The organism is Cloacibacillus sp. An23, from assembly GCF_002159945.1.
Lineage (GTDB): Bacteria > Synergistota > Synergistia > Synergistales > Synergistaceae > Caccocola.
The window spans coordinates 67,577-92,621 of record NZ_NFJQ01000008.1; the positions used below are offsets into that span (position 1 = coordinate 67,577).

At 57.0% G+C, this 25,045-nt stretch carries 21 protein-coding genes and 4 tRNA genes; 19 read left to right on the top strand and 6 right to left on the bottom strand.

The window, feature by feature from the left end; translation table 11 throughout:
* Positions 1 to 286: 286 nt before the first annotated feature.
* Complete coding sequence (locus B5F39_RS09020; protein ID WP_087366300.1) at positions 287 to 1,720, bottom strand: hypothetical protein; 1,434 nt, start codon at positions 1,718 to 1,720, stop codon at positions 287 to 289.
* 164 nt (positions 1,721 to 1,884) lie between these two features.
* Between B5F39_RS09020 and B5F39_RS09025 the strand changes: the two genes are divergently transcribed.
* The 15 genes from B5F39_RS09025 (at position 1,885) to xylB (ending at position 16,942) form a co-directional block, all read left to right on the top strand.
* Positions 1,885 to 2,247 carry a DRTGG domain-containing protein gene (locus B5F39_RS09025; protein WP_087366303.1) on the top strand — a complete coding sequence of 121 codons (363 nt, stop codon included), beginning with the start codon at positions 1,885 to 1,887 and terminating at the stop codon, positions 2,245 to 2,247.
* Positions 2,248 to 2,250: 3 nt separating this feature from the next.
* Entirely contained in the window at positions 2,251 to 2,682 is a 432-nt protein-coding gene (locus B5F39_RS09030; protein ID WP_087366306.1) for an ATP-binding protein, read from the top strand.
* Positions 2,683 to 2,702: 20 nt separating this feature from the next.
* Complete coding sequence (locus B5F39_RS09035) at positions 2,703 to 4,019, top strand: [Fe-Fe] hydrogenase large subunit C-terminal domain-containing protein (protein ID WP_087366308.1); 1,317 nt, start codon at positions 2,703 to 2,705, stop codon at positions 4,017 to 4,019.
* Positions 4,016 to 4,351, top strand: a complete 336-nt coding sequence (locus B5F39_RS09040; protein WP_087366310.1) for a serine kinase — start codon at positions 4,016 to 4,018, stop codon at positions 4,349 to 4,351. Before B5F39_RS09035 ends, B5F39_RS09040 begins: the two co-directional genes overlap by 4 nt.
* Positions 4,352 to 4,358: 7 nt before the next feature.
* Positions 4,359 to 5,123, top strand: coding sequence for a histidinol-phosphatase (locus B5F39_RS09045; protein WP_087366312.1), 765 nt, complete (start codon positions 4,359 to 4,361; stop codon positions 5,121 to 5,123).
* 8 nt (positions 5,124 to 5,131) lie between these two features.
* Positions 5,132 to 6,484: a DNA repair protein RadA gene (gene radA / locus B5F39_RS09050; RefSeq protein WP_087366315.1), complete on the top strand. Its 1,353-nt coding sequence runs from the start codon at positions 5,132 to 5,134 to the stop codon at positions 6,482 to 6,484.
* Between the two features lie 378 nt (positions 6,485 to 6,862).
* Complete coding sequence (locus B5F39_RS09055) at positions 6,863 to 7,984, top strand: glycerol dehydrogenase (protein WP_204245084.1); 1,122 nt, start codon at positions 6,863 to 6,865, stop codon at positions 7,982 to 7,984.
* Between the two features lie 41 nt (positions 7,985 to 8,025).
* The gene (locus tag B5F39_RS09060; RefSeq protein WP_087366318.1) at positions 8,026 to 8,823 is read left to right on the top strand and encodes an SDR family oxidoreductase; all 798 of its coding nucleotides are present in this window, start codon (positions 8,026 to 8,028) and stop codon (positions 8,821 to 8,823) included.
* A gap of 38 nt (positions 8,824 to 8,861) precedes the next feature.
* A complete protein-coding gene (locus B5F39_RS09065; RefSeq protein WP_204245085.1) occupies positions 8,862 to 9,869 on the top strand; it encodes a TRAP transporter substrate-binding protein in 1,008 nt (335 codons plus the stop codon).
* 107 nt (positions 9,870 to 9,976) lie between these two features.
* Positions 9,977 to 10,468 carry a TRAP transporter small permease gene (locus B5F39_RS09070; protein WP_087366323.1) on the top strand — a complete coding sequence of 164 codons (492 nt, stop codon included), beginning with the start codon at positions 9,977 to 9,979 and terminating at the stop codon, positions 10,466 to 10,468.
* Positions 10,469 to 11,752: a TRAP transporter large permease gene (locus B5F39_RS09075; protein WP_087366326.1), complete on the top strand. Its 1,284-nt coding sequence runs from the start codon at positions 10,469 to 10,471 to the stop codon at positions 11,750 to 11,752.
* 15 nt (positions 11,753 to 11,767) lie between these two features.
* Positions 11,768 to 13,072 carry a glycine/sarcosine/betaine reductase component B subunit gene (locus B5F39_RS09080; RefSeq protein WP_087366329.1) on the top strand — a complete coding sequence of 435 codons (1,305 nt, stop codon included), beginning with the start codon at positions 11,768 to 11,770 and terminating at the stop codon, positions 13,070 to 13,072.
* Positions 13,073 to 13,087: 15 nt separating this feature from the next.
* The gene (locus B5F39_RS09085) at positions 13,088 to 14,398 is read left to right on the top strand and encodes a glycine/betaine/sarcosine/D-proline family reductase selenoprotein B (RefSeq protein WP_255376023.1); all 1,311 of its coding nucleotides are present in this window, start codon (positions 13,088 to 13,090) and stop codon (positions 14,396 to 14,398) included.
* A gap of 94 nt (positions 14,399 to 14,492) precedes the next feature.
* Positions 14,493 to 15,353, top strand: coding sequence for a MurR/RpiR family transcriptional regulator (locus tag B5F39_RS09095; protein ID WP_087366339.1), 861 nt, complete (start codon positions 14,493 to 14,495; stop codon positions 15,351 to 15,353).
* 65 nt (positions 15,354 to 15,418) lie between these two features.
* A complete protein-coding gene (gene xylB / locus B5F39_RS09100) occupies positions 15,419 to 16,942 on the top strand; it encodes a xylulokinase (protein WP_087366342.1) in 1,524 nt (507 codons plus the stop codon).
* A gap of 612 nt (positions 16,943 to 17,554) precedes the next feature.
* Here xylB and B5F39_RS09105 read toward each other — a convergent pair.
* From B5F39_RS09105 to B5F39_RS09120, 4 genes are all read right to left on the bottom strand, one after another.
* A tRNA-Pro gene (locus B5F39_RS09105) sits at positions 17,555 to 17,632 on the bottom strand.
* A gap of 45 nt (positions 17,633 to 17,677) precedes the next feature.
* Positions 17,678 to 17,754 (bottom strand) — tRNA-Met (locus tag B5F39_RS09110).
* A 6-nt stretch (positions 17,755 to 17,760) separates the two neighbouring features.
* Positions 17,761 to 17,837, bottom strand: a tRNA-Met gene (locus B5F39_RS09115).
* Positions 17,838 to 17,850: 13 nt separating this feature from the next.
* Positions 17,851 to 17,936 (bottom strand) — tRNA-Leu (locus B5F39_RS09120).
* Positions 17,937 to 18,174: 238 nt separating this feature from the next.
* Between B5F39_RS09120 and B5F39_RS09130 the strand changes: the two genes are divergently transcribed.
* Genes B5F39_RS09130 through B5F39_RS09145 form a run of 4 tightly spaced genes read left to right on the top strand, consistent with a single transcriptional unit; the run spans position 18,175 to position 23,704 of the window.
* The gene (locus B5F39_RS09130) at positions 18,175 to 19,992 is read left to right on the top strand and encodes a hypothetical protein (RefSeq protein WP_087366348.1); all 1,818 of its coding nucleotides are present in this window, start codon (positions 18,175 to 18,177) and stop codon (positions 19,990 to 19,992) included.
* Between the two features lie 6 nt (positions 19,993 to 19,998).
* Positions 19,999 to 21,015: a hypothetical protein gene (locus B5F39_RS09135; RefSeq protein WP_087366351.1), complete on the top strand. Its 1,017-nt coding sequence runs from the start codon at positions 19,999 to 20,001 to the stop codon at positions 21,013 to 21,015.
* A gap of 39 nt (positions 21,016 to 21,054) precedes the next feature.
* Positions 21,055 to 22,002: an asparaginase domain-containing protein gene (locus B5F39_RS09140; protein ID WP_087366354.1), complete on the top strand. Its 948-nt coding sequence runs from the start codon at positions 21,055 to 21,057 to the stop codon at positions 22,000 to 22,002.
* 22 nt (positions 22,003 to 22,024) lie between these two features.
* Entirely contained in the window at positions 22,025 to 23,704 is a 1,680-nt protein-coding gene (locus B5F39_RS09145) for a glutamine--tRNA ligase/YqeY domain fusion protein (protein WP_087366357.1), read from the top strand.
* 234 nt (positions 23,705 to 23,938) lie between these two features.
* On the opposite strand, the gene glsA is transcribed toward B5F39_RS09145, so the two are convergent.
* Entirely contained in the window at positions 23,939 to 24,961 is a 1,023-nt protein-coding gene (gene glsA, locus B5F39_RS09150; protein WP_239391203.1) for a glutaminase A, read from the bottom strand.
* Positions 24,962 to 25,045 lie beyond the last annotated feature (84 nt).

A 25,045-nucleotide genomic window follows, 5' to 3' on the forward strand; every position in this document is an offset into this window, starting at 1 on the left:
AAATATTATGGCTATATCGCTTCTGCTTTAGCCTCGGTGCTTAAGACTGAGGTTCCGCGCAGAAGATTCGCGGAACGACGGTATTTTTATGTAAAAGTTAAAATACTACGAGCTTCCGAGACTTCACGTGTCCGAAGCCTTCAGTCCTTGCGTACATCGCGAGGTGACGGAAGGTGTACGAGCCCTTCCTTACATTGGTGAATATGCCGCTGCGCAAAGTAATAGAGAGCCAATTCGGAATCCCCGGCGTGAGCACGCCGCGCTAGCCGTCGGAGCGCTTTGCAGTTCACCGCTGCTTCGCCGGGACGTGTCTTTTTGCCGAGAGCAGGCCGCAGAAGGCGAAGGCCGCCGATACGGCGAGGCCGGCGAAGAGCGGGTCGCCGGGCATACGTGCGAAGGCCCACGCGAGCATCGCGGTGAGGCCGCCGCAGCAGGAGCCGAGCGCCCATTTCGGCGGGAGCGCGCCGGGCCTGAGCACGGCGAGGACGAACGGGATGAAGCTGCCCGCGCCGCGGAGTCCCATGCTGAGGAAGCTCCATTCGAGTATCATCGTGCCGGTCGTCGCCGCGCCTATGAGCGCGGCGATTACGGCCATGACGGCGACGAGGCGCTTTTCCGTAAGCGATGCGGCTGCGCGCGCGAGCGACGGTGCGAGCCCTTTCCCACCGGTTTTCTCAAGATAGCGGGCCAGCCTCTCGCGCGGCAGGAGGTTTTTCACTATATTGGTGGCGATGCCGAGCGTCAGCCCCGCCGCGCAGCCGACGACTGTTATGACTATAGCGCCCCACAGCAGGCCGCCGAGCAGAGGCGGAAAAGAGTCCATGATGAACCACGAGAGCGCCTGGTCGGGGCGCACCTCAACGCCGCGCGCGCGGACGGAGAGGCCGACCGCCGTGCCGAGCAGCCCCATCGGCGGCATGAGCAGCGCCGAGGCGAACGCGCCGCGTCTCGCCGCGTGCAGGTTTTTAGCTGCGGCGAAGGATTGTATGTATATCTGCGTAGTGAATACCCCGACTATCATCGAGGCGAGATATCCGGCCTCAGGGACGAAGCCGCGCCCGAAGGGGTTGAACCACGGCTGGAAGGGCAGGCTCCGCCTTATCTCCGCCATCCCTCCGCCGCCTAGTGCGGCGAAAGCGCAGAGTGTGAGCGCCGCGTAGAGCACGGCTATCTTCGCCTCTCCGAGCTTAGAGAAGCTTTTCATGCCGCCGAAGGCTATGAAGCCTCCTATAGAGAGGGCCGCGACCAGCGCCGCCGATGGTGCGGAAAGCGGCAGAACGCCTCTGATCAGCGCGATGCAGGATAAGAACTGCGCGCATATTGAGATGAAGGTGCCGAGCGAGGAGGCCGCGGTCGCGGCGAATTCTATCGCTCCGCCGCAGCGTCCGCCTCCGTAGCTCGCGCCGAGGTAGTCGGCTATCGTCGTTATGCGCGCCCTCCGCAGCGGGACGGCGAAACGCAGGCCGAGCAGCAGGCAGCCTATGCCGCCGCCGAGGGTGAACCACCACGCCGTCATGCCGTAGCTGTAGGCCATCTGGACTGTGCCTACCGTGGATGCACCGCCGACAAGCGCGCCGAGCAGTATGCCGGTCACACCGGCGGCTCCGGCCTTCCTTCCGCCGAGGCTGTAATCTTTTTTCGGGCCTCGTCCGCTTATCGCCACACCGGCGGCGAAGAAGAGCGCGAGCAGAGCGCAGGCCGATATGCAGAACGACGTCATTGACGACCACTTCCCGCGATGATTTTCTTAATATATTATACCCTCGCGCCTCTTATGAGCGGCATCCGCACTTGTTTTTCTCACTTCTCTTTGTTATTCTTTACACAATGAGTTTGAACTCTGGGGTCAGCATATACGACAAGCTTTCAGGAGGCAGGATTAAGATGACTTTGCAAGAGCTGGCATCTTTGCTGGATGCCAAAAACGTCTCTACGTCGGATGATCTTAACAGCATTATTGTCAACAACGCCTATGCGTGCGACCTGATGAGCGACGTACTGGCGTTCTGCACGCCGGGGTCGCTGCTTCTCACGGGGCTGACGAACGTCCAGATCGTGCGCACGGCGCAGATGCTGGACATTCCCGCCATAGTCTTCGTGCGCGGCAAGAGGCCGCTCGAGGAGACGATTCAGCTCGCCGGTGAGAACGGCATCCCGATACTTCTGACGCGGTACAGTATGTTCGAAGCCTGCGGCATTTTGTTCGCGAAGGGCATGAAGCCCTGCCACGACATTCAGGAGATTTAGGCCATGGGAGCCCCTGTCTGTCTCGAATACAGAATTGAGGGCAACGATTTTATGGTCGCGGGCGCGGCCTCGAACAATATAAAAAACACCCTCAAAATGCTCGGCATAAACTCCGGTATCTGCCGCAGGGTTGCGATAATCACCTACGAGGCGGAGATAAATCTCGTCATACACGCGGGAGGGGGAGTGCTGAAAGCGGATATTTTCGAAGACCACGTCGTGCTTATCGCGGAGGACGAAGGCCCCGGGATAGCGGACATAGATAAAGCGATGACGGAAGGCTTCACGACGGCGAGCGACCAGGCCAGAGAGATGGGCTTCGGTGCCGGTATGGGGCTGCCGAATATAAAACGCAACAGCGACGTTTTCAATATAGAATCCGAGGTCGGGAAAGGTACGACTCTGACCTGTACCGTCTTTTTCAATAAAAATTAGACGCGGGAGGAGGGAGTCACATGCTCCACAGCGTTAAGATCTCAAGAGCGGCCTGCCAGGGATGCGTGAACTGTATCCGCGTATGCCCGACCGAGGCCATCCGCATCGTAGACGGAGAGATAAGCATTATGGAGGAGCTCTGCATCGACTGCGGCGAATGTCTGCGTTCGTGCCACAGGCAGGCGCTCGGCATAGAGGAGGACGACTGGAACTCCGTCAAGGAGGCCGAGTGCGTCCCGCTTGTCACTGACCCAGTTTTTTTCTCACAGTTCAGCCATTACACCGACCCGCCGATGCTCGAGGCCGTCCTCCTGTCTATGGGGCTGACGCCGCTTATAGACGAGATCGAAGAGGCTTTCGACCTGGCCGCCGCCGCTACCGCTCAGATGATAGCGCGCACGGCGCGTTCGTCTCTGCCGCTGATATCCTGCTACTGCCCGTCGGCGCTGCGGCTTATCCAGGCTCGCTTCCCCGAGCTTCTGTCGCGCGTCGTCCCAGTCTGCTCTCCGCTCGAGATAGCGGCCGACTTATGGAAGATGCGCACGAGCAGCTCTGTTCCGGTGACTCTGCTCGCGCCCTGCTCGTCTAAAATATCGATGGTTCGCGAGCCGCTGGGCCGCGAACATTCGCCGCTTGACGCGGCCGTCACGGTGCGCCGCGTCGCGCGCAGCATAATGGCTAGCAACGTATCCGCCTCGCACGACCACCCGAGGAAGGAGCGCGCGAGCCGCTGGGTGCAGTGGGCGCGCAGGGGCGGAGAGTCGAAGCACATACAGGCGTTTTCCGATAAGAAGCTGACGATGCTCGCCGTCTCCGGCATGAGGAACACGATAGACGTGCTGCAGGAGCTGGAGCTCGGGCGGCTGCGCTCCGTGGACTTCATCGAGTGCCGCACATGCGACACGGGCTGCGTAGGCGGCGTCGGCACCGCGGATTCGCGCTTCCTCGCGAGCCTAAGGCTCAACAGCATACAGACGGACTGGAACATCACGCCGCAGAACCTGCGCCGCGCCGAAGAGCTGAACGCGATGGACTTCTGGGCCACTACGAAGGAATACTCGCCGAGGCCGAGGCTGCCGCTCTCCAACAACGTCGCCGAGGCGATGGTGAAGCTCCAGCAGATGAAAGAAATATATTCCGGGCTGCCGCACATCGACTGCGGATCGTGCGGACGCCCGTCGTGCCAGGCTATGGCGGAAGAAATAGTGAGAGGGCACGGCTCTGTGACGGACTGCATCTTCAAGCTGCGCGAGGGGATAGCCTCGCTCGCGAACAAGATAGTAGTCCTCTCCGAGTCGCAGCCTCAGACTCTTAAAAGAAGGAGTGGAACGAAATGACCGTAAAGGAAGTATGCGAGGCGCTCGGCGGCGAGATACAGTGCGAGGGCGACGGCGCGCGTGAGATAACCGGAGCTACGGCGGGCGACCTGCTGAGCTTCGTGATGGGGACGGCCCTCGAGGGGGCCGCGTGGGTGACGGTGCAGGCGCACCTCAACGTCGCCGCCGTCGCCGTGTTGAAAGACCTCCCGCTCATAATCATAGCTGCGGGGCGCAAAGCTCCCGACGACCTCATAGAGCGCTGCAAGACGGAGAACATCACGATAATTTCCGTGCCGGATACACTTTACGGGACGTGCGTGAAGCTCGCGGGGCTGGGACTGAAGGGATAACCGCGTCTTGCTGAAGCCCTTCTGGGTAGACCTCCACATACACACGCTGCTTTCGCCGTGCGGCGAGCTCGAGATGGGCGCGCCGGAAATCGTCGAGCAGGCGCGCGGGGCCGGCCTCGACGTGATAGGCGTAGCCGACCACAACACATGCGAGAACTATCCGGGAATAGCCGGGGCGGCGCAGAACGGCGAGCGCCCCGGCTGTCCCGTCGTGCTTCCGTGCATCGAGGCGCAGAGCGCGGAGGACATACACACGCTCTGCGTTTTCCCGGAGTATCCGCTCGCGCTCGAATTTAAGAACTGGCTGTGGAAACGCGTACGCCCGATAAAAAACGACGTCGAGCACTTCGGCTATCAGATAGTCGTCGATGCCGGGAACGGCATCGTCAAAGAAGAAGAAATACTGCTGATACAGGGCGCGGGCTACGAGGTAGACCAGATAGTGGAGAAGGCGCAGTCGCTAGGCGGCCTAGCGATACTCGCGCACGTAGACCGTCCGGCCTTCTCGTACACAGCGGCGCTCGGCCCGATGCCCGAGGACTATCCCGCGGACGGGTTCGAACTCTCGCGCCGCCTCAACTCCGACGAGGCGCGCCTTTGGCGCGAGCGTTACCCAGGGCGCGCCTTCATACGCTCGTCGGACTCTCACACGCTCGACACCATGACGCGCGGCAACTGCACCAAAATGATGCTCGAAGCGCCGACCTTCGACGAAATACGCATGGCGCTCCGCGGCGAAGGCGGGCGGCGCATATCGTGGCCCTGGGGGTAAAGGCTTAAATGGCGAAGAAAGAAATACGGCTTTATAAATGTTCCGAATGCGGCTACCAGAGCCAGACCTTCATGGGAAAATGCCCTAAATGCGGCTCGTGGGGCACGCTGGAGCAGGAGACGCAGCCCGCCGCCGCGCATGGCCCGATTAGCGGGCCCGTCAGGGCCGCGGTGCCTATCTCGGGCCTCGATGTGGAGGAGCAGGAGCGCATCCCGTCCGGCATAGACGAGCTCGACCGTGTACTAGGCGGCGGCTGGGTGCGCGGCGGAGTGACGCTCTTGGGCGGCGAGCCGGGCGTAGGGAAATCCACGCTGCTGCTCCAGGTATGCGCCGAAATGGCGAAGCGCGGAACCCGCGTAATCTACATATCGGGCGAAGAATCATCGGGACAGCTCGCGCTGCGCGGGCGGCGCCTCGGCCTCATGACGCCTGGGCTTGACCTGCTCTGCGAGAGCGACCTCCCGTCGTCGCTCGCAGCCGCCGAAAAATACGGCTACGGCTTCATGGTGATAGACAGCGTGCAGGCCTTCCGCGCCGACAGCGAAAGCGGCTGGGCCGGTTCTCCGAACCAGGTCAAAGGCGTCGCGGCCATGGCCGTGGACGCCGCCAAGCGATGCTCTATACCGACCGTTCTCGTCGGACACATCACCAAACAGGGACAGATAGCGGGGCCGAAGCTGCTCGAGCACCTCGTGGACGTCGTCCTGCTTTTCTCCGGCGAGCAGAACTCTCCGAACCGCCTGCTGCGGGCGGAGAAAAACCGCTACGGCAGCACCGAAGAACTCGGGATATTCGAAATGTCCGACAAAGGCCTCTCCGCGGTAAACGACCCGAGCCGCCTCTATTGGAACGGCACCGACCTCGGAAGCTCCGGCGTCTCGATAGCGATGACGCTCGAGGGCTCGCGCGCGCTCGCCGCCGAAATACAGGCGCTCGCCTGCCCGACGCCCTTCCCGTACCCCAAGCGCACCGCGCGCGGCGTCGACGTGAACCGCCTGCAATTACTGCTCGCCGTGCTCGAACGCAGGTGCGGCATAAGTTCGCGCGCGAGCGACGTATACCTCAACGTCGCGGGAGGCCTCACACTCAAGGACCCCGCGGCGGACCTCGGCATATGCGCCTCGCTCGCCTCCGCCGCCGCGGACGTGGAACTTCCCGCCGACGTCTGCTTCATCGGCGAAGTCGGCCTGGCCGGCGAAGTGCGCCCCTGCGCGCGCACGCCGCTGCGCATAAAAGAAGCGGCGCGCCTCGGCTTCAGGCGAGCCGTAATAAGCCGGCGCACCCCGAAAGAAACCTACCCTATAGAAACCCTTAAAATCTCCGCCCTGCGAGAAATAATCGACCTGTTCCTGAAACGCTGAACCGCCTCTTCGCCATTCATCGCGGCGCCGGCAGCTCCGCGCGCATTCCGAAGCGCGCCGCCTTTTGTGCCGGGTGCGCATACTTTTCGTACAAACTACGTAACGAAAGACTTGAAAATAATTTTTACGTATTATATAATCCGAATCGTAAGAGACAGAAGGACAGTTGGAAAAAGCAATAGATTTTTGCCTCGTATCGGATAAAATTTAGTGCTGAGGAATATAAAAAGCGGTGAATTATATGTAAAGAGCGCTTTTTTGTTCTATTGTGGTGTCGATAGTATTGAAAATAATTTTTATGAAGTAACGGCATCCGCAAAGGCAGCGAGCCGCGCGGGCGTCCGCGAAAAAATAAAAGGGAGGCAGAGTGCCAATGATGTGTACTCGAAAGTCATGCTGAGTTCGGCGACGAGAGCGTTCGGAAGCCCGCTGCGCTATATACAGGGGGCGGGCGAGTTCGACCGTCTGCCGGTATATACCGCGCCTTACGGAAACGCCTGCGTTCTGATAGACGGATTCCTTTATCCGGACCTCAACGCGCGTCTTGAAAAGGCCTACGGCGAGAGCGGACAGAAGTTCGTATCCATCTCTTTCAACGGCGAGTGCTGCAGCGAAGAGGCGGCGAGGATCGCCGCCATAGCGAAGGAGCACGGCGCCGCCGTCATCGTCGGAGTAGGCGGAGGAAAGACGATGGACACGGCCAAGATCTGCGCAGACGAGATGGGGCTCCCGGTCGTGATCGCGCCATCCTCGGCCTCGACAGACGCCCCCGTCAGCGAGATCGCCGTCGTCTACACGCCGGACGGAGAATATATAGGCTCGCGCAAGATGAAGAAAAACGCCGACCTCGTGCTCGTAGACAGCGAAATCATCGTCAAGGCCCCGCGCCGCCTCTTCGTCGCCGGCATGGGCGACGCTCTCGCGACGTGGCTTGAGGCGCAGGCCTGCGAATATTCCGACTCGCCGAACTACATCGCTTCGGGAATGCGCCGCTGCAAGGCCGGCATGGCGATAGCCAAGGCGAGCTGGGACATCCTCTTCGAGGACGGAGAGAAGGCGCTTATGGCGCTCGACGGCGGAGTGGTGACGGAGGCCTTTGAAAACGTCGTCGAGGCCAACACGCTGCTTTCCGGCCTCGGCTTCCTCAACACCGGCCTTGCTACGGCGCACGGCATACACTCGGGCCTTACGGTACTGCCTGAGACGCACAAGTATCTCCACGGCGAAAAGGTCGCGTTCGGCATCGTCTGCCAGATGGTGCTGGAAAACACTCCCTCCGAGACCGTCGATAAAGTGATGCGCTTCATGGTCTCCATCGGCCTGCCTGTGACGCTGGCCGACCTCGGCGTTGAGACGGTGCCGGACAAGGTCATGGCGATAGCCGAAAAGACGGCCGGCGGTCCGCTCGTCCATCAGGAGCATTTCGCCGTGACGAAAGAGAGCGTCTACAACGCGATCATAGCCGCTGACGCTCTCGGCAGGAAATATAAAGGGCTGTAGTTGTTGATTTTTTTCATAAAAATTAAAGGAGGTTGTGCCAAATGAAACATTTGGAGCGTTTTGGAGCTCTCTTTGATTTAAGCGGTCGTGTCGCAGTTGTAACAGGAGCTGCTCAAGGGAATGGTATGGGGATTGCAAATGCGTTAAGCGACGCGGGAGCAACTGTAATTGCGACCGACTTGAAATTTACAGACGATGAATGCTCAGACAAAAAACTTTATAAATCTATAGATCGCATGATAATGGATGTAACAGACGAAGAGAATGTTAAAGAAATATTTGCGGGCATAGTAACCCAATATGGACATTTAGATATACTTTGCAATAACGCAGGCATAATTTATAAAGACCTTGTGAATAATCTCGACTTGGAAAAGTTTAAGAAAGTAATGGACGTCAACGTAGACGGTGTCGTTATCTGCACGAAAAACGCTGTCCCATATATGAAAAACAATAAATGGGGGCGCATTGTAAATATATCTTCTTCACAGGCGTTTTTAACAACGGAAACATACAGCGCTTATGCCGCGTCTAAGGCTGCTGTTTCTCATCTCACGCGTATCTGGGGAAATGAACTCGCTAAAGACAATATATTGGTCAACGCACTTTGCCCGTGCTTTGTGCAAACTCCAATGATGGTCAATTCTATTGCCAGAATTGCGGAAGAACTTGGTACTGATACGGAAGGAGGATATAACTATTTTGCTGATTTAATTCCTTTGCATCGTCTTTTAGAGATTGAAGAAATTGGTAATTGGGCTGTAATGCTGTGCGGAGAGCTTGGCAACGCGACTACCGGCAGCAATATTTCTATCACATGTGGTCAAGTACGACTTTAGTGCGTTTCTTTTAAAACTAAGATAGGGAGATGTTATTTATGAAGCGAAACAAACGTCATCTGACTTTCATAATTTGCTTGTTGTTGGTAGTTTTCTTCGCTGTTCCATCATATTCTGCGGATAAACCTATTGCGCTTGAGTTTGGCCACATTCAGAATCCCGGGCATGCTCTTTATATTGCCCCAGAACAGTTTAAAAAACTGGTAGAAGAGCGCAGCGGCGGGCGTGTAGTCGTTAATATTTATCCGGCGAGCCAGCTAGGCTCAGCGCGCGAAATGATGGAACAGGTCTCTATGGGGACGCTCGACATGACTTTGGCTGATGCCTCTGATTGGGCTTCTGCTCTTAATATTCCAAAGCTCGGTGTTTTCAACCTTCCTTTCCTTACAGACAGCCTTGCTTCACAGGGAAAGATAATTGAAGAAATCATTCCTGCTGAAGCTCCGGCTATGCTTGAAGGGTCAGGGTTACGCCTGCTCATGACGTATTCAAACGGTTTACGTCACCCGCTGATAAAGAGCAAACCAATAACGCGTCTGGAAGATATACAAGGGTTAAAAATAAGGACGCCGGAAACAAAATTATATGTTGATATTTGGAACTGCTTAGGCGCGAACACCGTCACATCAGCGTGGAGCGAAGCATACACGATTCTTCAGCAGGGGGTCGCTGATGCGGTTGAAGCCGACGATGTCGGCCTTGTCAGCATGAATTTTCAGGAAGTCGGCCGTTATATGTCGAAATTGGGGTATCTTCCGCAGGCTTATATGGTGCTGATAAATGAGAATAAATGGAATTCTATCCCGGAAGATTTGCAGAAAATTATAACGGAATGTGCTCTTGAAAATCAGAAACAGCAGATTGCTGACAGAGACGCAATGGGGCGAGATGCTGAAAAAACGATTGAGGCCGCCGGCGTGACGATAAATGAGATTGCACCTGAAGAGCGTGAGCGAATGAGAGCAGCATGCCAGTCCATATATGACGAATATAGCAAGACTTATGGACTCGGAGAACTTATAGCCAAAATGGAAGCAATAAAGTAAATAGGCGCTAGCGCATTGCGTGAAAATGCGTATGCACTAGACTAGGCTGAAACATACGCATTTTCACTTTATTTAATTTTGTAATGTCAACAAAAGGAGGAACTTTTTTGAAAACATTACTAAAAATAGACCGCTATATAGAATGTATACAAACGTATGTGTGTATGGCGTTGTTTATCGTAATTTTAGCTTTAGGCAGCGTCCAGGTTTTCGGGCGTTTTATTTTCCATACCGCGCCTGCATGGACGGAAGAAGCGATGCGTTTTTGCTGCATTTACCTGACTTTCATTGGTTCGGCACTCACCATCAGAGTTGATGGGCACGTTTCTGTTGATATTTTGATTAGTTTCTTAAAAGACAATAAGCTTAGAGCCTGGCTGTTTATTATAGGCAGAGTGCTATGTGTGATTTTTCTCATTATGTTCTTTCCAGCAGCAATCGAACTTGTGTCAAGGAGCGGCAGGTCACTCGGTGCGGCGATTCGAATACCTTATTCGTATATTTACGCGGCAGTGCCTATCGGTATAGCAATGATGCTTTGCTCTTACGCAAGCGCAATTCCTAAATTAGCGAAAGAATATGAAAAAGGGGAAAGATAGATGGTCGTCATTGCTTTAGTCACGCTTTTAATTTTTTTAGCCCTTGGCGTGCCGTGCTGCTTTGCTATAGGTTTGTCTGGACTCTTAGCGATTATATTAGGAAGCGACATCCCGACATTTATGGCCGTCCAGCAAGCAATACGCGGTATGAACTCTTTCTCTCTTATGGCAGGCCCGTTTTTTATATTGGCTGGAGAAATACTTGGTGCAGCGCACTTATCTAAAAGAATATTAAGTTTTTGCCGCGCGTGTATTGCCTCTGTTCGTGGCGGCATGGGGATGGTTTCAGTCCTTGCGAATATGATTTTTGCTGGGATTTCTGGTTCCGGAGCGGCAACTATGACGGCTGTCGGCACATTGACGGTGCCGGAACTGAAAAGAGCTGGGTACAAACGTTCTTTTATAGCTGCACTGATTGCCGGTTCCGGCGCGCTTGGCCCCATTATTCCGCCTAGCACTAACATGATAGTGTTTGCGTCATTAACCGGATTCTCTATCGGCAAGCTTTTTCTTGGCGGATTGATTCCTGGTGTAGTTATTGGTGTGTGCCTAATGGCGATGTGTTATTGGTACGCTCGCAAGCACAATGTTGATGCAGGTGCGGATAAATTTAATCTGCGTGAAGTGTGGCGTACATTTAGAGAAGCATTTTTTGCACTGATTACTCCGCTTATCATCCTGGGAGGAGTCATATCCGGAGTATTTACTGCAACTGAATCAGGAATTATCGCATGTCTTTATGGCCTAGTATGTGGATTCTTCATATATAGGACTTTAAAGCTTAGCGATCTTGTCGGTATTTTTAAGAGAGCGTCTGCTTCGTCAGCCATGCTCATGATGCTTATGGGAATTTCGAATATTTACTCATATATTTTTGCGCGTGAAAATATGGCTGGAACGATAAAGACATTTATGCTTTCACTTACACATGACCCGGCGGTGGTAGTGTTCATCATTATTGTTGTGATGCTTATAATTGGATGCTTTATGGAGACATTAGCCGCAACAGCTGTTATTCTGCCTATAGTTTATCCAATTATAACGGGACTAGGCGTTGACCCGCTCCTGTTCGGTGTCATTTTCTCTGTTGCGACTGTTGTCGGAGGGCTGACACCGCCTGTCGGGCTTTACTTATTCTTGTCTATGAGTATCGCGGAAGCGCCGTTTAAAGAAGCGGTACGATATGCCGGTCATGTCGTTGCAATCATCCTGGCGGTAATGCTCCTTATGTGGTTCTTCCCGCCGATAGTCACTTTCGTTCCTAATCTTCTGATGGGAGCATAAAGAGGAGTAATTTGCATGAAGTTAACTGTGGAAACGGTGCGCGTGAAGGATATGCGTTTCGGCAAGAGGACATGTCTTGAGGACGGCGTGCTTTACGTCAATAAGGCGGATATTCTCGCGTTCGCGGAGCCGGAGAGCTGCTTTGAAACTCTGAAGATAGACATTGCCTATCCCGGCGATTCCACGCGCATCATCAACGTCGTCGACGTGGTCCAGCCGCGCTGCAAGGCGTCCGACAACATAGACTGGCCCGGCGTGCTGACCGACGACTATGAAATAGCCGGAAGCGGCGTCACGCGCGCCGTCGAGGGAGCCGGCATAGTGCTTTGCCAGAACGATACGTACTGGTCGAGGAAGTGGGGCTCGTTCGACATGAGCGGCGAGTGCGCCGCGATAAACCCGTACGCGAAGATGCCGGAGCTGGTCATCGAGCCTATGGCGCACGAAGGCGCCGACTTCCGCGAGTACCGTGAGGCGGTGCGCAGGATAGGCTTCAAGACGAGCGTGCTGCTCGCCAAGGTCACGCTGGACCACCCGGCGGAGTCGGTGGAGACCTTCGACAACGAGACTCAGTATCCCGGCCTTCCTAGCATAGCCTATTCGTATCAGATATACTCGAAGCAGTACGACACGCAGAACTACCGCGAGCCTATGCTATACGGCAACGCCGTGCCGGACACCTTCCCGCTCGTCATGCAGCCGACCGAGATACTCGACGGCGCTATATCGCCGTGCGGCGGCTTCCGCTGCGTCACGACCTACGAGATACAAAACCACCCCGTGATAGTGGAGCTAATGCGCCGCCACGGCAAAGACCTGAACTTCGCCGGAGTGATAATAACCGTCACCTCTGTCGAGGCGAAGCACAGGAACCTCGTCTCGAAGATGGCGGCGAGTCTGCTTAAGAATGTGTTCCACGCGGACGGCGTAATTGTTACAAAAGGCGTCGGCGGCGCTTCGACTCTGTGCGTCGGCGCGATAGCGAGCGAGGCGGAAAAGCTCGGCATCAAGGCCGTGCCGATAATCCAGATACTCAACGGCAAGAGCAACCTCGGCGTCGAATGTATGATAAGCGAGCCGAACGTGGATTCGATAGTCTGCTCAGGCACCTATTACCACAACTTCACGCTCCCGCCCGTCAAGACTCTGCTCGGCGGGCCGAAAGACGCGCTCTATTTGAGCGGAGACGACGGCGTTATCGGCGGGCACAAGATAGCCACCGGCGACCCCGCGATAGGGCAGGTGCGCTCGACCTATATGAAACAGGTCGGCCTAATGAGCCAGGTCGGCTATTCCTACGGCAAGGCCGTGGATTATTAAAGGATGTGTAACGCAATGGAACAGAAGAAATGGCGCGTCGTCTGCTATATAAACCAGTTCTTCGGGCAGATAGGCGGGGAGGATATGGCTCACGTCGGCTTCTCGGTGAAGCATGAGGCCGTCGGCCCCGCGAAGCTCTTCCAGAATCTGCTGAAAGACTGCTGCGAGGTCGTCGCTACCGTGATATGCGGAGACAACTACTTCGCGGACGACACGGCGCGTTCGACCGCGGAAGGGCTCGCCATAGTGAGGGAGCTGAAGCCCGACCTGTTCATCGCAGGCCCGGCGTTCAACGCGGGACGCTACGGCATAAGCTGCGGCAGTATGGCATCGGCCGTCGGACGCGAACTGCACATCCCGACCGTTACCGGGATGTACCCGGAGAACCCGGCCGTGGACCTCTTCAGGAAGGACACGTACATAGTCAAGACGGGCATAATGTCCTCGCAGCTCCGCAGCGTCGCGCCCGTCATGGCCGGCATCGGCCTTCGGCTGTTGACCGGAGAACATATAGGAAGCGCCGCCTCTGAAGGCTACATTATACGCGACGTCATCCTCAACGAGGAACAGCCGCAGAACGCCGCGCAGCGCGCCATAGAAATGCTGATGAAGAAGATCAAGGGCGAGCCGTTTGAGAGCGAACTGCTCCCTCCGAAATTCGACATAGTCGAGCCGGCGCCGCCCGTCGCGGACATTACGCGCGCGAAACTCGCGCTCGTAACGGACGGCGGACTTATCCCGGAGAGCAATCCCGACAAGCTGAAACCGAACGGCAGCACGACATGGGGGCATTACGACTGGGACAAACTTATCTCCGAGCCTCACTTCGTCATACACAGCGGCTACGACGGCACATGGGTCATGGAAAATCCGTATCGCCTATTCCCGGTCGACGTACTTCGCGAGGAAGTCGCCGAAGGCCGTCTCGGCTCGCTCGAGCCCGAAGTCTACGTCGCCACCGGCAACTGCGCCTCCGTAGCCGCCTCTAAGGAAAAAGGCCGTCAGATCGCGCAGGCGCTCCTCGCAAAAGGTGTGGACGCCGCCATACTGACCTCTACCTGAGGCACGAGCACTCGTTGCGGGTCAACGATAGTAAAGGAAATAGAGCGCGCCGGCATACCGGTGACACAGATATGCGCCGTCGTGGACATTGCGGGCTCAGTAGGAGCGTCGCGCATACTGCGCGGATTTGCGATAACGTGCCCTGTCGGCAACCCGAACCTCAGCCCCGAGGATGAAAAGTCGTGCCGCAGACGCTACGTGGACAAAGCGCTCGAAATGCTCGCGGCCCCGGGCGAAAGAGGGCGTGTGGTAGACCTGATATAGCGGAAAACCTAACGCGGCTGTACGGAAAATAAGTTTGCTCGAGAGCCGCCGGATATGTAAAATAGATAAAACCGACCAACAGGAGCGAACTTACATGAGCGAAGATATATCGAGCAAAGCATTTTTCAGCCGCATACAGGAAAAATTGGAATCCCTTTCCAAGATGGAGCGCAAGACGGCGGAATGTATGATGGAAAACCGCGACAAGCTGATCTACTCCTCCATCACGGAACTGGCCGAGCTTGCCGGGACGAGCGAGGCGACCGTCACGCGGGTCTGCGCCAAGCTCGGCTACTCAGGGTTCCAGGCGCTTAAAGTCAGCGTCGCGCGCGAGCTTGTGAGCCAGCAGGACAAGATACACGAAGACCTGACGGCAGGCTCGCCGCCCGAAATGATAATAGACAAGATATTCTCGAGCGCCATCCACACTCTCACGATGACGAGGAAGGCGCTCGACGGAAAAGCCGTCGCTGGCAGCATAGACGCTATTTGCAGAGCCCGGCGCATAGTCGTGATAGGCAACGGGAACTCAGGCGCCATCGCGCTCGACGCGCAGCACAAATTCCTGCGCATCGGGCTCAACGTCAGCGCCTACACCGACGACCACATGCAGATGATAGCGGTCGTCTCCATGACGAAAGAGGACGTGCTGCTCGCCATATCGCACTCCGGAAGCTCGCGCGACGTCGCCGAGGCGATGAAGCTGGCGAAGGAAAGAGGCGTTACCGTCATATCCATTACGGACAACGGCATATCGCCCGTTTCGAAACTGGCGGACATACGACTCTACACATATTCGCAGGAGACGAAGTACAGGACATACGCCATATCGTCGCGCATTGCGGAGCTGACCATCATCGACACACTGTACACCGGCGTGTCGCTGAAGCTCGGCGATAAGGCCATACAAAATTTCGAAGCTCTGGAGAAGGCGCTCGTCGTCAAGAAATATTAAAAACTGTGCCGGTTCTTTTCGGCGCGGCGCTTCCTCCCGGCGTACATACATTGGGGGAATAAATCGTGACGGAAAAACTTTTCGGCGTTGATTTCGGAACCGGCGGCTGCAAAGCCACCGTTATAGACAAAGAGGGAAACATCCTGGCCTCCGCCTTTGAGGAATACCCCTCCGAACACAAGCATCCCGGATGGTCCGAGCAGGCCCCGTCCCTCTGGATAGAAGCTTTCATCAAAACTGTAAAATCCTGCCGCGGACAGATGAGCGACGGCTTCGCCGGAATGCTCGCGCTCGCCGTCACCGCCTCGACGCACAACGCGGTGCTGATGGACGAAGCGGGAAAAGTCATACGCCCCTGCATCATGTGGAACGACCAGCGCAGCGGCGGCCAATGTAATCGCCTCAAAGAAAAATACGGCGAAGAGATATTCCGCATAGGAATGCAGATGCCGACGCCGACGTGGACCCTGCCGCAGCTTCTCTGGCTGAAAGAGAACGAGCCGGAAAACTACGGAAAAATAAAGCGCCTCATGTTCACAAAAGACTACGTGCGCTCATGGGTGACGGGAGACTTCTGCACCGACATCGTAGACGCGCAGGGGAGCCTGCTCTACGACGCGCGCAAAAACGCCTGGTCTCCCGAGCTCTGCGGAATGATAGAGCTGCCGCTATCCGTCCTTCCAGAAATACGCGGAACAAAGGAAATCGTCGGAAAAGTCCGCGCCGAAGCGGCCGCGCTTACCGGACTTCCCGAAAGGCTCCCGGTAATAGCCGGATGCTCCGACACTGCCGCGGAAGACTTCAGCGCCGGAGCGGTCAACGCCGGACAGATAATAGTAAAGCTTGCGACCGCGGGCAACGTCAACCTCATCACAGACAACGCCGTCCCCCACGCAAAATCATTCACGTACCCATACTCCGTAGAGGGCAAGTGGTACACCGTGACGGCGACCAACAGCTGCGCCTCTGCCTACAGATGGATGCGCGACGCGCTGTACCCCGCGGAAAAAGAACTCTGCGAAGCGAAGGGCGAAGACGTCTACATGCTAATGGACGAACAGGCGTCGAAAGCCGAACTCGGCGCGCGCGGCCTGATATTCCATCCGTACCTGCTGGGCGAACGCTGCCCGTACTTCAACCCCAACGCGCGCGGAGACTTCTTCGGCGTCAGCATGGTACACAACAAAGGCGACTTCGCCCGCGCGCTGCTCGAAGGCGTCGCATTCAGCCTTTACGACTGCCTCCAGGTACTCAAAGACTTCACCGGCAACATGGAAGACATCGTCATAATAGGCGGCGGTGCGAAAAGTCCGCTGTGGAGCCAGATCGTATGCGACGTATTCGGCCTCGAAGTAAAAATGCCCGAGCACGCGGAATCCTCCTTCGGCGGAGCGCTCCTCGCCGGAGTTGGCGTAGGCGCGTTCTCCGACGAAATCGAAGCCGCGCGCAAATGCGTAAGAATGAAACGCACATACAAACCGGCTTCGGAAAACCACGCGAAATACGAAAAAATATTCGCCATCTACAAAGAAATAGTAGAAGCCTCCGCACCGATATGGGACAAGCTCGCGCACATAGCGAATGAGTGATAGTGGAAAATACCAATAGAATCGCCGGAAAATAAGCGTGCCGCATACAAGCGGCGCGCTTTCGGCATACTCCGCGGACGGCGCGGTTATATAATTTGCGGGCAAGAACGCTGAAATAGCCGTAATATAGTGAATTGACTAAAACGGCAAACATTTATGTCATTCCGGCAATCTTCCGGATAGCCTGCCACTAAAACGGCCCTGTCAGTCCGGTGGAATCTCCATCCTTAACACTTAGGACCGAGGCTGAATTAAACGGAATAGCCGCGATGGATGATGCTATTGAGTATGGAATGGGCGCCACGCATCACACAAAAGATTTGCGAGGCGACATACATTTTTTAAAGAAGTTGATCGAGGATAATAAAGCCGGTACGACAGGTTGAATATCAATATCCAGATCATACTGCTCAGCCATTTCGCCATATATAATGTTCGGAACTCTCACGTATTTGAGAATATACTATGCCGTATGCCGAACGGGCGCGGCGTCTGTTTATGGAAAAGCCCGCGCACTCAGCAGCACGATACGGATATACGTATGAATAACGGAACGATATGGAGCCTAATACAAAAACAGAGCCGCTCATTCCGAACGGCTCTGTCTCAAACTGGTCGGGGCGAGAAGATTCGAACTTCCGACCTCTTGGTCCCGAACCAAGCGCGCTAACCAGACTGCGCTACGCCCCGAAAAACTTTATAAAAGCCTCTCATCGCTGAGAGGCTGGTATTTACTGGTGGCGCTAACTGGACTTGAACCAGTGACCTGTCGGGTATGAACCGAATGCTCTAGCCAACTGAGCTACAGCGCCATAAATTGGTTGCGGGGATAGGATTTGAACCTATGACCTTCGGGTTATGAGCCCGACGAGCTTCCGAACTGCTCCACCCCGCGATACCAGGCTGGTTGGTGCCGAGAGCGGGATTCGAACCCGCACGAGCTTGCGCCCGCAGGATTTTAAGTCCCGTGCGTCTACCATTCCGCCACCCCGGCCAACGGAGAGTATTATACCAACTTTCGCCGCCGCGTCAATAGCTTTTTGAAAATATCGCGAGGCCTTTTTGTAACGTCTCGAGCCTCTTTTGTTATAATAATCGGCGGCGGCCTGTCAGCGTGCCGGGCCGCCGCAGTTTGCTGCGCGAAAGGTGAGCGTATGAATCTGTCGTATTTGTTCCGGGCGATGCCTTTGCCCGTTATTGCCATTACACTTCCGTTCGCAGGCGTTTTATTGATGGCCTGCGTCATGCTTTACGGACGCTTAGCGGCGCGTGGGCGCGGCAGGGGTATCCCTAAGATTTTGTATAAGCTTCCGTTCCTCGTCATATTGATCGCCGAGCTCGTCGTTTCATACCGTGTGTGGGCCGGCGCGGAGATGTCGGCCGCTCCGTTTTATTTTCTTTCTGACGGCGGCTGGCGGTCGGCCGCCGGTGGAAATTTTGACGGCGCGCGAGCCGCGCTTACGGTAGACGCTTTCGGCGCCGTCTCTTCGATGCTTATGAGCTTCGTCGCTTTCGTCGCGGGGCTGCGCGCGCTGTCCGACAAGCGCAATATTATCACGCCGCGCAAGGCTGCCTTTTTCCTGCTGACGTGCGCCGGGATACAGGGGATGTTTTACGCGAGCGGGCTTTCGGCCCTTTTCGTGTTCATGTTGGCGACGCAGGCCGGGGTGACCGGGCTTTACAGCAATTTCGCGGTCGGCGAGCGAAGGCCGGGCGGCAAGCACGCGCTTTATTACGTCTCGCGCGTCCTGCTGCTCGTGATGTTTCTCGCGGGTGCGCTGATGCTCAGGTCTGAGTACGGCACGGACAATATCTCCGCATTGGCGTCGCTAGTGAAGGGGACGCCTTCGTCGCTCGCGGCTTTCGTGCTGATGACTGTGCCGCTTTTGTATATTTTTTTCAAGCCGTCGCCCTATCTTCCCGACGCCTCCAAGATATGCTTTTTCGGCATCAGGACGCAGGCGTCGCTGTTCGCGGCTTTCCGCGTGATTTTCTCGCTTTACGGGCCGCTCGACGGCCTTCAGAAGGTCCCCGCGCTTTTTATAATGCTCGGCTTCGCGGCTATGCTGTCCGCGATAGTGTTTCAGAGCGCGGGCAGGTCTCCTGTTCATTTCATGGATTCGATGATTATGTACGTTAAAGGTATGGTCGTCGTAACGACCGGCATCGCCGTGAGCGGGACGTTCAGCGCCGAGCGCGCCGCCCTTTACGGCGTGAGCGCGATGGAGTCGATGATAGCGCTGTGGCTGATTTTCCTTCCAGTGACGGCGGCTCTTTCCGTCGTTACGGTTTATCTGAAGCAGGAGTACGAGGGTTGTGAGCTGTGGCAGGAGGGGATGATGGCCGAGCGCGCTCCGCTTTCGCTTTTCGCACTTTTTGTAGTCGTCATGTCTCTCGCCGGGCTTCCGCCTTTTATCGGCTATACCTCTAAGCAGCTTTTGTTCCGTTCTGCAAATTTCCTGAATCCGCTGGTCGCTGTGGCTCTTTTCATGTTTACGGTGTTTATGCTGATGATCGGGCTGCGTTTCCTCGCGTCGCTTGCGCTTGTCCGAAAGCCACTGAAGAGCGAGTTCCATTTCGCGGGGGAGTCTACGGTGGCTTTTCCTCTGTTTTTCCTGCTTATGCTCTTCGCTGCGGCTTCCGCCGTCCCCGGATATGTTTTTGAAAAAATGGTCTCTCCGGCCGCCGCTGCTCTGATAAACCGTACCGTACCGGCCGGAGCCGCCATGCCGGACGCCGGCCGGTACGCGATGATGCTGCGTATATCGACTGGTTTTTTCACGTGGGACGTGTATAAATGGCTTCTGGTCTTTTTGATGGCGGCGGCTTGCGGCGCCGCGGCAGTGAGTCTGTGCGTCCGCCGCTCAGGCGGCGTCGTCTCTCCGGCGCGAGGCGAGAGGGCCGTCGCTTTTCCGATGTTTCCTTCGGAGCGGTTTATCGCCGAGGTCGCCGCGTCGTGTTTCCGTCCATGGCGCCGGGCTGCCGCCTCCGGGCTGTGCGGCATCGCGGCTCTTGTTCTGCTTTTCGCCGCGGCTGTGTTCGTAAGGTGATTTGATATGACTGCAGATATTTTCTCTTCGCTTTTCCGTTATTTCAACGCGTGGCTGCTGATTTGTTTCGCCGTTGCAGCCGCCGTCGTCTCCGAAAAGATATATTTCAGATTCTTTGCGGCTTTAGCTAAAAGGAGCGGTGCGGCGGACGTTCCGTCCGTGAGTTTCGCGGGATTTTTCAGGAGGCCGGCGGTTCTTCCGGGCGGCGCGCGCTCGAACGCTCCGCTGTACTGCCCGGTCCCGGCTTTCGCGGCGCTGATGACCGTATGGGCCTGTCTGCCGGTCTGCACGTATATACCGATAATCGACAACGGTGCGGATATGGTGCAGCTGGCGCAGTTCATGCTGCTTTCAGAGGTATTCGTGCTTATATCGCTGTATTCGACCGGATCGGGCGAGGCCCTTGAGACGGTGCGGGCCGAGATGAAGAATATGATCCGGTTTCTCCTGCCTTTTATGGCGGCCTGCGCGTCTATAGCGGCATACCTCATAAAGAACGGGCTCGACAGCGATCCGTTCAGCTTCAACTCTTTCTCTCTGTTTGGACAGATGCGCTCGATGTCGTGGCCTGGCGTCGCCGGCGTAGTCATTTTCGTAATCGCCGTGCTGAGCCAGACGCCGCAGCGCGGCGCGGAGTCGGGGACTCTGCTGCTTAAAGAGGACGAGCTTCCTGATTACGACGGCGCGCCGCGCGGTATTCTCCAGGTTTGGTCCGTGCTGCGGGCCTTTATAGTCATAGCCGCTGTAACGTACATCGTCTTCCCGAGCGACCTTATGGGAACCTTCGGCGAGTCTGCCGCGATCTCATGGCGAGGGCAGGCCGTCAATTTCGTCGTCTTCTGGATTTCCGTCGGCCTCATGAGGATTTGCGCAGTCCCTCTGTGCAGGCTGATATTGTCGCTGCTCGAGCGCCCGCTGCCGGCATACGCGCGCGGCTGCGTCGTTTATCTGCTTTCCGTCTGCGCCGTGCTGCTGCTTTGGTACGAGGGGATACTGCTTTCGATGGAGGCGGCGGCGTTTTAGCGTCTGGTTCGTCCGCTTCGGGTAAAGGAGGGCAAAGCTATGGAAAAGGTCATGGTCGTATCGACCGGCGGCACGATAGTCTCGGTCGATAATGGCGGCGGCGCCGTGCCGGACGCCGGGGCCGCTGGCGCCGCCGTCGCCCGGGCGCTCGATTATCTGCGCGGCCGCGGCTTCGAGTGCGTGACCGCCTGGGCTTTCGGCGAGGCCGGCATCGACAGCTCGGACATGTCGCCGGACGAGTGGCTTGCGCTTTCGCGCGTCATAGTTGAAGGGCGTGACGCAGGGATAAAAAAATTCCTAGTCGTCCACGGTACTGACACGATGGCATACAGCGCCGCGTGGCTTTCGCTTACCGTTTCCGGCGCGGCGGTCGTGCTGACCGGCAGCCAGAGAGTGCCGGCCGAGGATGGGTTCGACGGCGCGGACAATCTGCTCGGGGCGGCGAAGCTGCTCTGCGACACGGAACGCGGCGTCTTTATTTATTTTGCCTGCGAGAGCTTTCCGGGCGCTTACGTGCATAAAGAGGACTCGTCCGCGCTTTGCGCCTACGTCCGTACCGGCGGCGGAGTTTCGCCGTTTTTCGGATTGCCGCGTAATGCCGCGGACGCGTTGGAGACCGCGCGCAGGCTTGCCGTCGTTTACCTGCACCCAGCTTATTCAGGCGGCTTCCCGAAAAATGTGAAAATCATCATACTCTGCGGCTACGGCGCTGGGAATATGGCGCAGCGGCTGCACGGTGAGATCGAAGCGGCATACGGCGGAGCGGAGCGCCCGGTAATAATAGCGGCCAGCTCATGCGCGAAAGGCGAGAAAAATCCGGCGCGCTACGGCGGCGTCGGGATGGCGGCGCTCGCGGGGAAAAAATTCACGGTTTTCGGTCAGGGGAGCTATTCCCTTGAATTCTTAATTACATTATCATATCTAGCGTTATTGAGCGACGCGGACGCGCCCGAAAAAATTCTGGCGCGCTGTCTTGAAAAATTTTAACGAACGGGTGGAGGCTGGATTTATGGCTTCGGAAAACAAGAATCAGAACTTTATCGAAGAAATCATCTCTGCGGATCTGGAAAGCGGGCGCGTCAAGGAAGTAGTCACGCGCTTCCCTCCCGAACCGAACGGATACCTTCATATAGGTCATGCAAAGTCGATATGCCTTAACTTCGGAACGGCTAAGGAATTCGGCGGGCGCTGCAACCTGCGCTTCGACGACACGAACCCGGCGAAAGAGGATACGGAGTACGTCGAGGCGATAATGGAGGACGTCCGCTGGCTCGGCTTCGAGTGGGCGGAGCTTCGCTACGCCTCCGACTATTTCGGCCAATTCCACAAATGGGCGATAGACCTCATAAAAGCAGGCAAAGCCTACGTCGACGACCAGAGCGCCGAAGAGATACGCGCCAACCGAGGGACTCTGACGAAGCCAGGCGTCGATTCCCCTTACAGGAACCGCAGCGTCGAGGAGAACCTCGACCTCTTCGCGCGCATGACGGCGGGCGAGTTCGAAGAGGGCAGCCACGTCCTCCGCGCGAAGATAGACATGTCGAGCAGCAACCTCAACATGCGCGACCCGGTCATCTATCGCATCCTGAAAAGGGAACATCACCGCACCGGCTCGAAGTGGTGCGTCTATCCCATGTACGACTTCGCCCACGGCTACGAGGACGCGATAGAGGGCGTCACGCATTCGATATGCACGCTCGAGTTCCAGGACCACCGGCCGCTCTACGACTGGTTCATCGCGAATGCGGACGTGCCGAGCGTGCCTCACCAGTACGAGTTCGCGCGCCTCAACCTCACCTATACCGTCATGAGCAAGCGCAAGCTGCTCGAGCTCGTGACGCTCGGCATCGTCGACGGATGGGACGACCCGCGCATGCCCACGGTCTGCGGCTTCCGCCGCCGCGGCTACACGGCTTCGTCGATACGCCGCTTCTGCCGCGAGATAGGCGTCGCGAAGGCCGACAGCCTCGTAGAGATAGAGCTGATGCAGCACTGCCTGCGCGAGGAGCTCAACAAGACGGCGCTCCGCGGCATGGCGGTGCTAGACCCCGTGAAGGCCGTCATCGAGAACTGGCCCGAGGGCTTCGTAGACGAGCTCGACGCGGAGAACAACCCCGAGGACGCGTCGGCGGGCAGCCGCAAAATCAAAATAGGCAGAGAAATCTACATCGAGCGCGGCGACTTCATGGAGGAGCCGGTCAAGGGCTTCTTCCGCCTCTCGCCCGGCAAGGAGGTGCGCCTCAAGCACGCCTATCTGATAACATGCACCGGCTTTGAAAAAGACGCGGACGGCAGAATAACCGAAATACGCTGCACCGCGGACATGGACAGCCGCGGCGGCGACGCGCCCGACGGACGCAGGGTCAAAGGCACGCTGCACTGGGTGTGGGCCGGAGACGCGGTGCCCGCGAAGGTCAACCTCTACGGCAACCTCTTCACGCTGCGCAACATGAACGACATGGAAGATGGCAAAGACTACAAGGACTACCTCAACCCAGACTCGCTGCGCGTCGCGGAAGGCGCTCTCGTCGAGCCGTCGCTCGCGAAGGCCGCGCCGCTCGACAAGTTCCAGTTCCTGCGCCACGGCTATTTCTGTGCCGACACCACGACGACGCCGGAAAAGCCGGTTTTCAACCTCACAGTCTCGCTCAAGGACTCATGGGGCAAGGAGCAGAAGAAGCAGGGATAATTTTGTAACTTCGCATAAAAGCGCAGCGCGCCCGTTACGCATGGGAGCGCCGCGCTTTTTGTATGATTTCCGCATTTTTATGAAAAGAGGCCGAAGCCGTGCCGTCCTTATGCGCGGCGGGCTGCCGGGATGCGCTGCGGCGCTCGGGCGTGCCCCATGGGATTTTTATAAAATAACGGCGCGTCCGTCGGCTTCACGGACGCGCCGCCGCTTTATATCCCTTCGGCGGTTTTCCTAAAATCCGCGCAGGTTCAGCCTTTCCGACAGAAGTTCGAGCGCCCTCATGCCCGCGAGGGAATTCCCTTTCGCGTCGAGCGCGGGCGAGAAAACGCCGATCCCCATGCGTCCCGGCACGACGGCGAGGATTCCTCCCGAGACGCCGCTCTTGCCGGGAAGTCCTACGCGCACGGCGAACTCTCCCGAGCCGTTGTAAAGTCCGCAGGCGCTCATGAGCCCAGTGACCGTGTGTACGGTCTCGCGCTTCACGAGCCTGCGCCCCGTAGCCTGCGAAACGCCGCCCGACGCGAGCATCGCGCCGATCATCGCGAGGCCGCCGCTCGTGCAGCGGATGCTGCACAGCTTGAAGTAGAAGTCCAGTATTGCTTCGACGTCTCCGTGGAGCAGTCCGACGCTCTTCATGAAGTAGGCGAGCGCGCGGTTGCGGTCGGCGCTGCGCTTTTCGGAAGCGCAGACCTTTTCGTCGAAGCCGTCCTCGCGTCCCGTAATGTCCCTGAAAAACGCGAGCAGCCTGTCCGCCGAGCCGTCGCGGTAGGCTGTGTGGATGAGCGAGCAGACCGCGATGGCTCCGGCGTTCATGAACGGGTTCGACGGCTTTGACGAGGTCATCTCTATGCGCATGAGCGAGTTGAACGAGTCGGCGCTCGGCTCCATGCCGACGTGGCGGAATACGTTGTCCGCGCCGAAGTGTTCGACCGCGAAGGCGAGCGCTAGGATCTTCGAGACCGACTGCATCGTGAAGAAACGCTCCGTGTCGCCCGTCTCAACCGCGTTGCCGCCTACCGGCAGGCAGCTCAGCGCGAAGAGCTCCGCCGGCATGAGCGCCAGCTCCGGTATGTAGTCCGCGGGCTTTCCGTCCGCGGACATCACGCGCGCAACGTCCATGATATTGTCGAGAAGTTCCCTGTTCAAAGCGTGCTCTTCCATCGCCGAAGCGCCCCTTTCTCCGTATCGCGTTTTGTTCGTGAAACGCCAATATTGTAGCAGAGACGCGGCGCGCCGTTCAAATCCGGCGCTCATGCGTAAGCGCCGCCTTTTTGGTATAATAAGAAGGTGGAATAAAACGCGGCGTATAAGCCGCTTTATTTTTGAAATGTTCCGCTT

Bases quoted from the DNA above. Each gene is read 5' to 3' on its own strand.
- B5F39_RS09035 (WP_087366308.1), top strand. From the start codon at position 2,703: ATGCTCCACAGCGTTAAGATCTCAAGAGCGGCCTGCCAGGGATGCGTG.
- B5F39_RS09020 (WP_087366300.1), bottom strand. From the start codon at position 1,720: ATGACGTCGTTCTGCATATCGGCCTGCGCTCTGCTCGCGCTCTTCTTC.
- B5F39_RS09080 (WP_087366329.1), top strand. From the start codon at position 11,768: ATGAAGTTAACTGTGGAAACGGTGCGCGTGAAGGATATGCGTTTCGGC.
- B5F39_RS09135 (WP_087366351.1), top strand. From the start codon at position 19,999: ATGACTGCAGATATTTTCTCTTCGCTTTTCCGTTATTTCAACGCGTGG.
- B5F39_RS09075 (WP_087366326.1), top strand. From the start codon at position 10,469: ATGGTCGTCATTGCTTTAGTCACGCTTTTAATTTTTTTAGCCCTTGGC.
- B5F39_RS09095 (WP_087366339.1), top strand. From the start codon at position 14,493: ATGAGCGAAGATATATCGAGCAAAGCATTTTTCAGCCGCATACAGGAA.
- B5F39_RS09140 (WP_087366354.1), top strand. From the start codon at position 21,055: ATGGAAAAGGTCATGGTCGTATCGACCGGCGGCACGATAGTCTCGGTC.
- B5F39_RS09065 (WP_204245085.1), top strand. From the start codon at position 8,862: ATGAAGCGAAACAAACGTCATCTGACTTTCATAATTTGCTTGTTGTTG.
- B5F39_RS09030 (WP_087366306.1), top strand. From the start codon at position 2,251: ATGGGAGCCCCTGTCTGTCTCGAATACAGAATTGAGGGCAACGATTTT.
- radA (WP_087366315.1), top strand. From the start codon at position 5,132: ATGGCGAAGAAAGAAATACGGCTTTATAAATGTTCCGAATGCGGCTAC.
- B5F39_RS09145 (WP_087366357.1), top strand. From the start codon at position 22,025: ATGGCTTCGGAAAACAAGAATCAGAACTTTATCGAAGAAATCATCTCT.
- B5F39_RS09040 (WP_087366310.1), top strand. From the start codon at position 4,016: ATGACCGTAAAGGAAGTATGCGAGGCGCTCGGCGGCGAGATACAGTGC.
- glsA (WP_239391203.1), bottom strand. From the start codon at position 24,961: ATGAGCGCCGGATTTGAACGGCGCGCCGCGTCTCTGCTACAATATTGG.
- B5F39_RS09130 (WP_087366348.1), top strand. From the start codon at position 18,175: ATGGCCTGCGTCATGCTTTACGGACGCTTAGCGGCGCGTGGGCGCGGC.
- B5F39_RS09060 (WP_087366318.1), top strand. From the start codon at position 8,026: ATGAAACATTTGGAGCGTTTTGGAGCTCTCTTTGATTTAAGCGGTCGT.
- B5F39_RS09025 (WP_087366303.1), top strand. From the start codon at position 1,885: ATGACTTTGCAAGAGCTGGCATCTTTGCTGGATGCCAAAAACGTCTCT.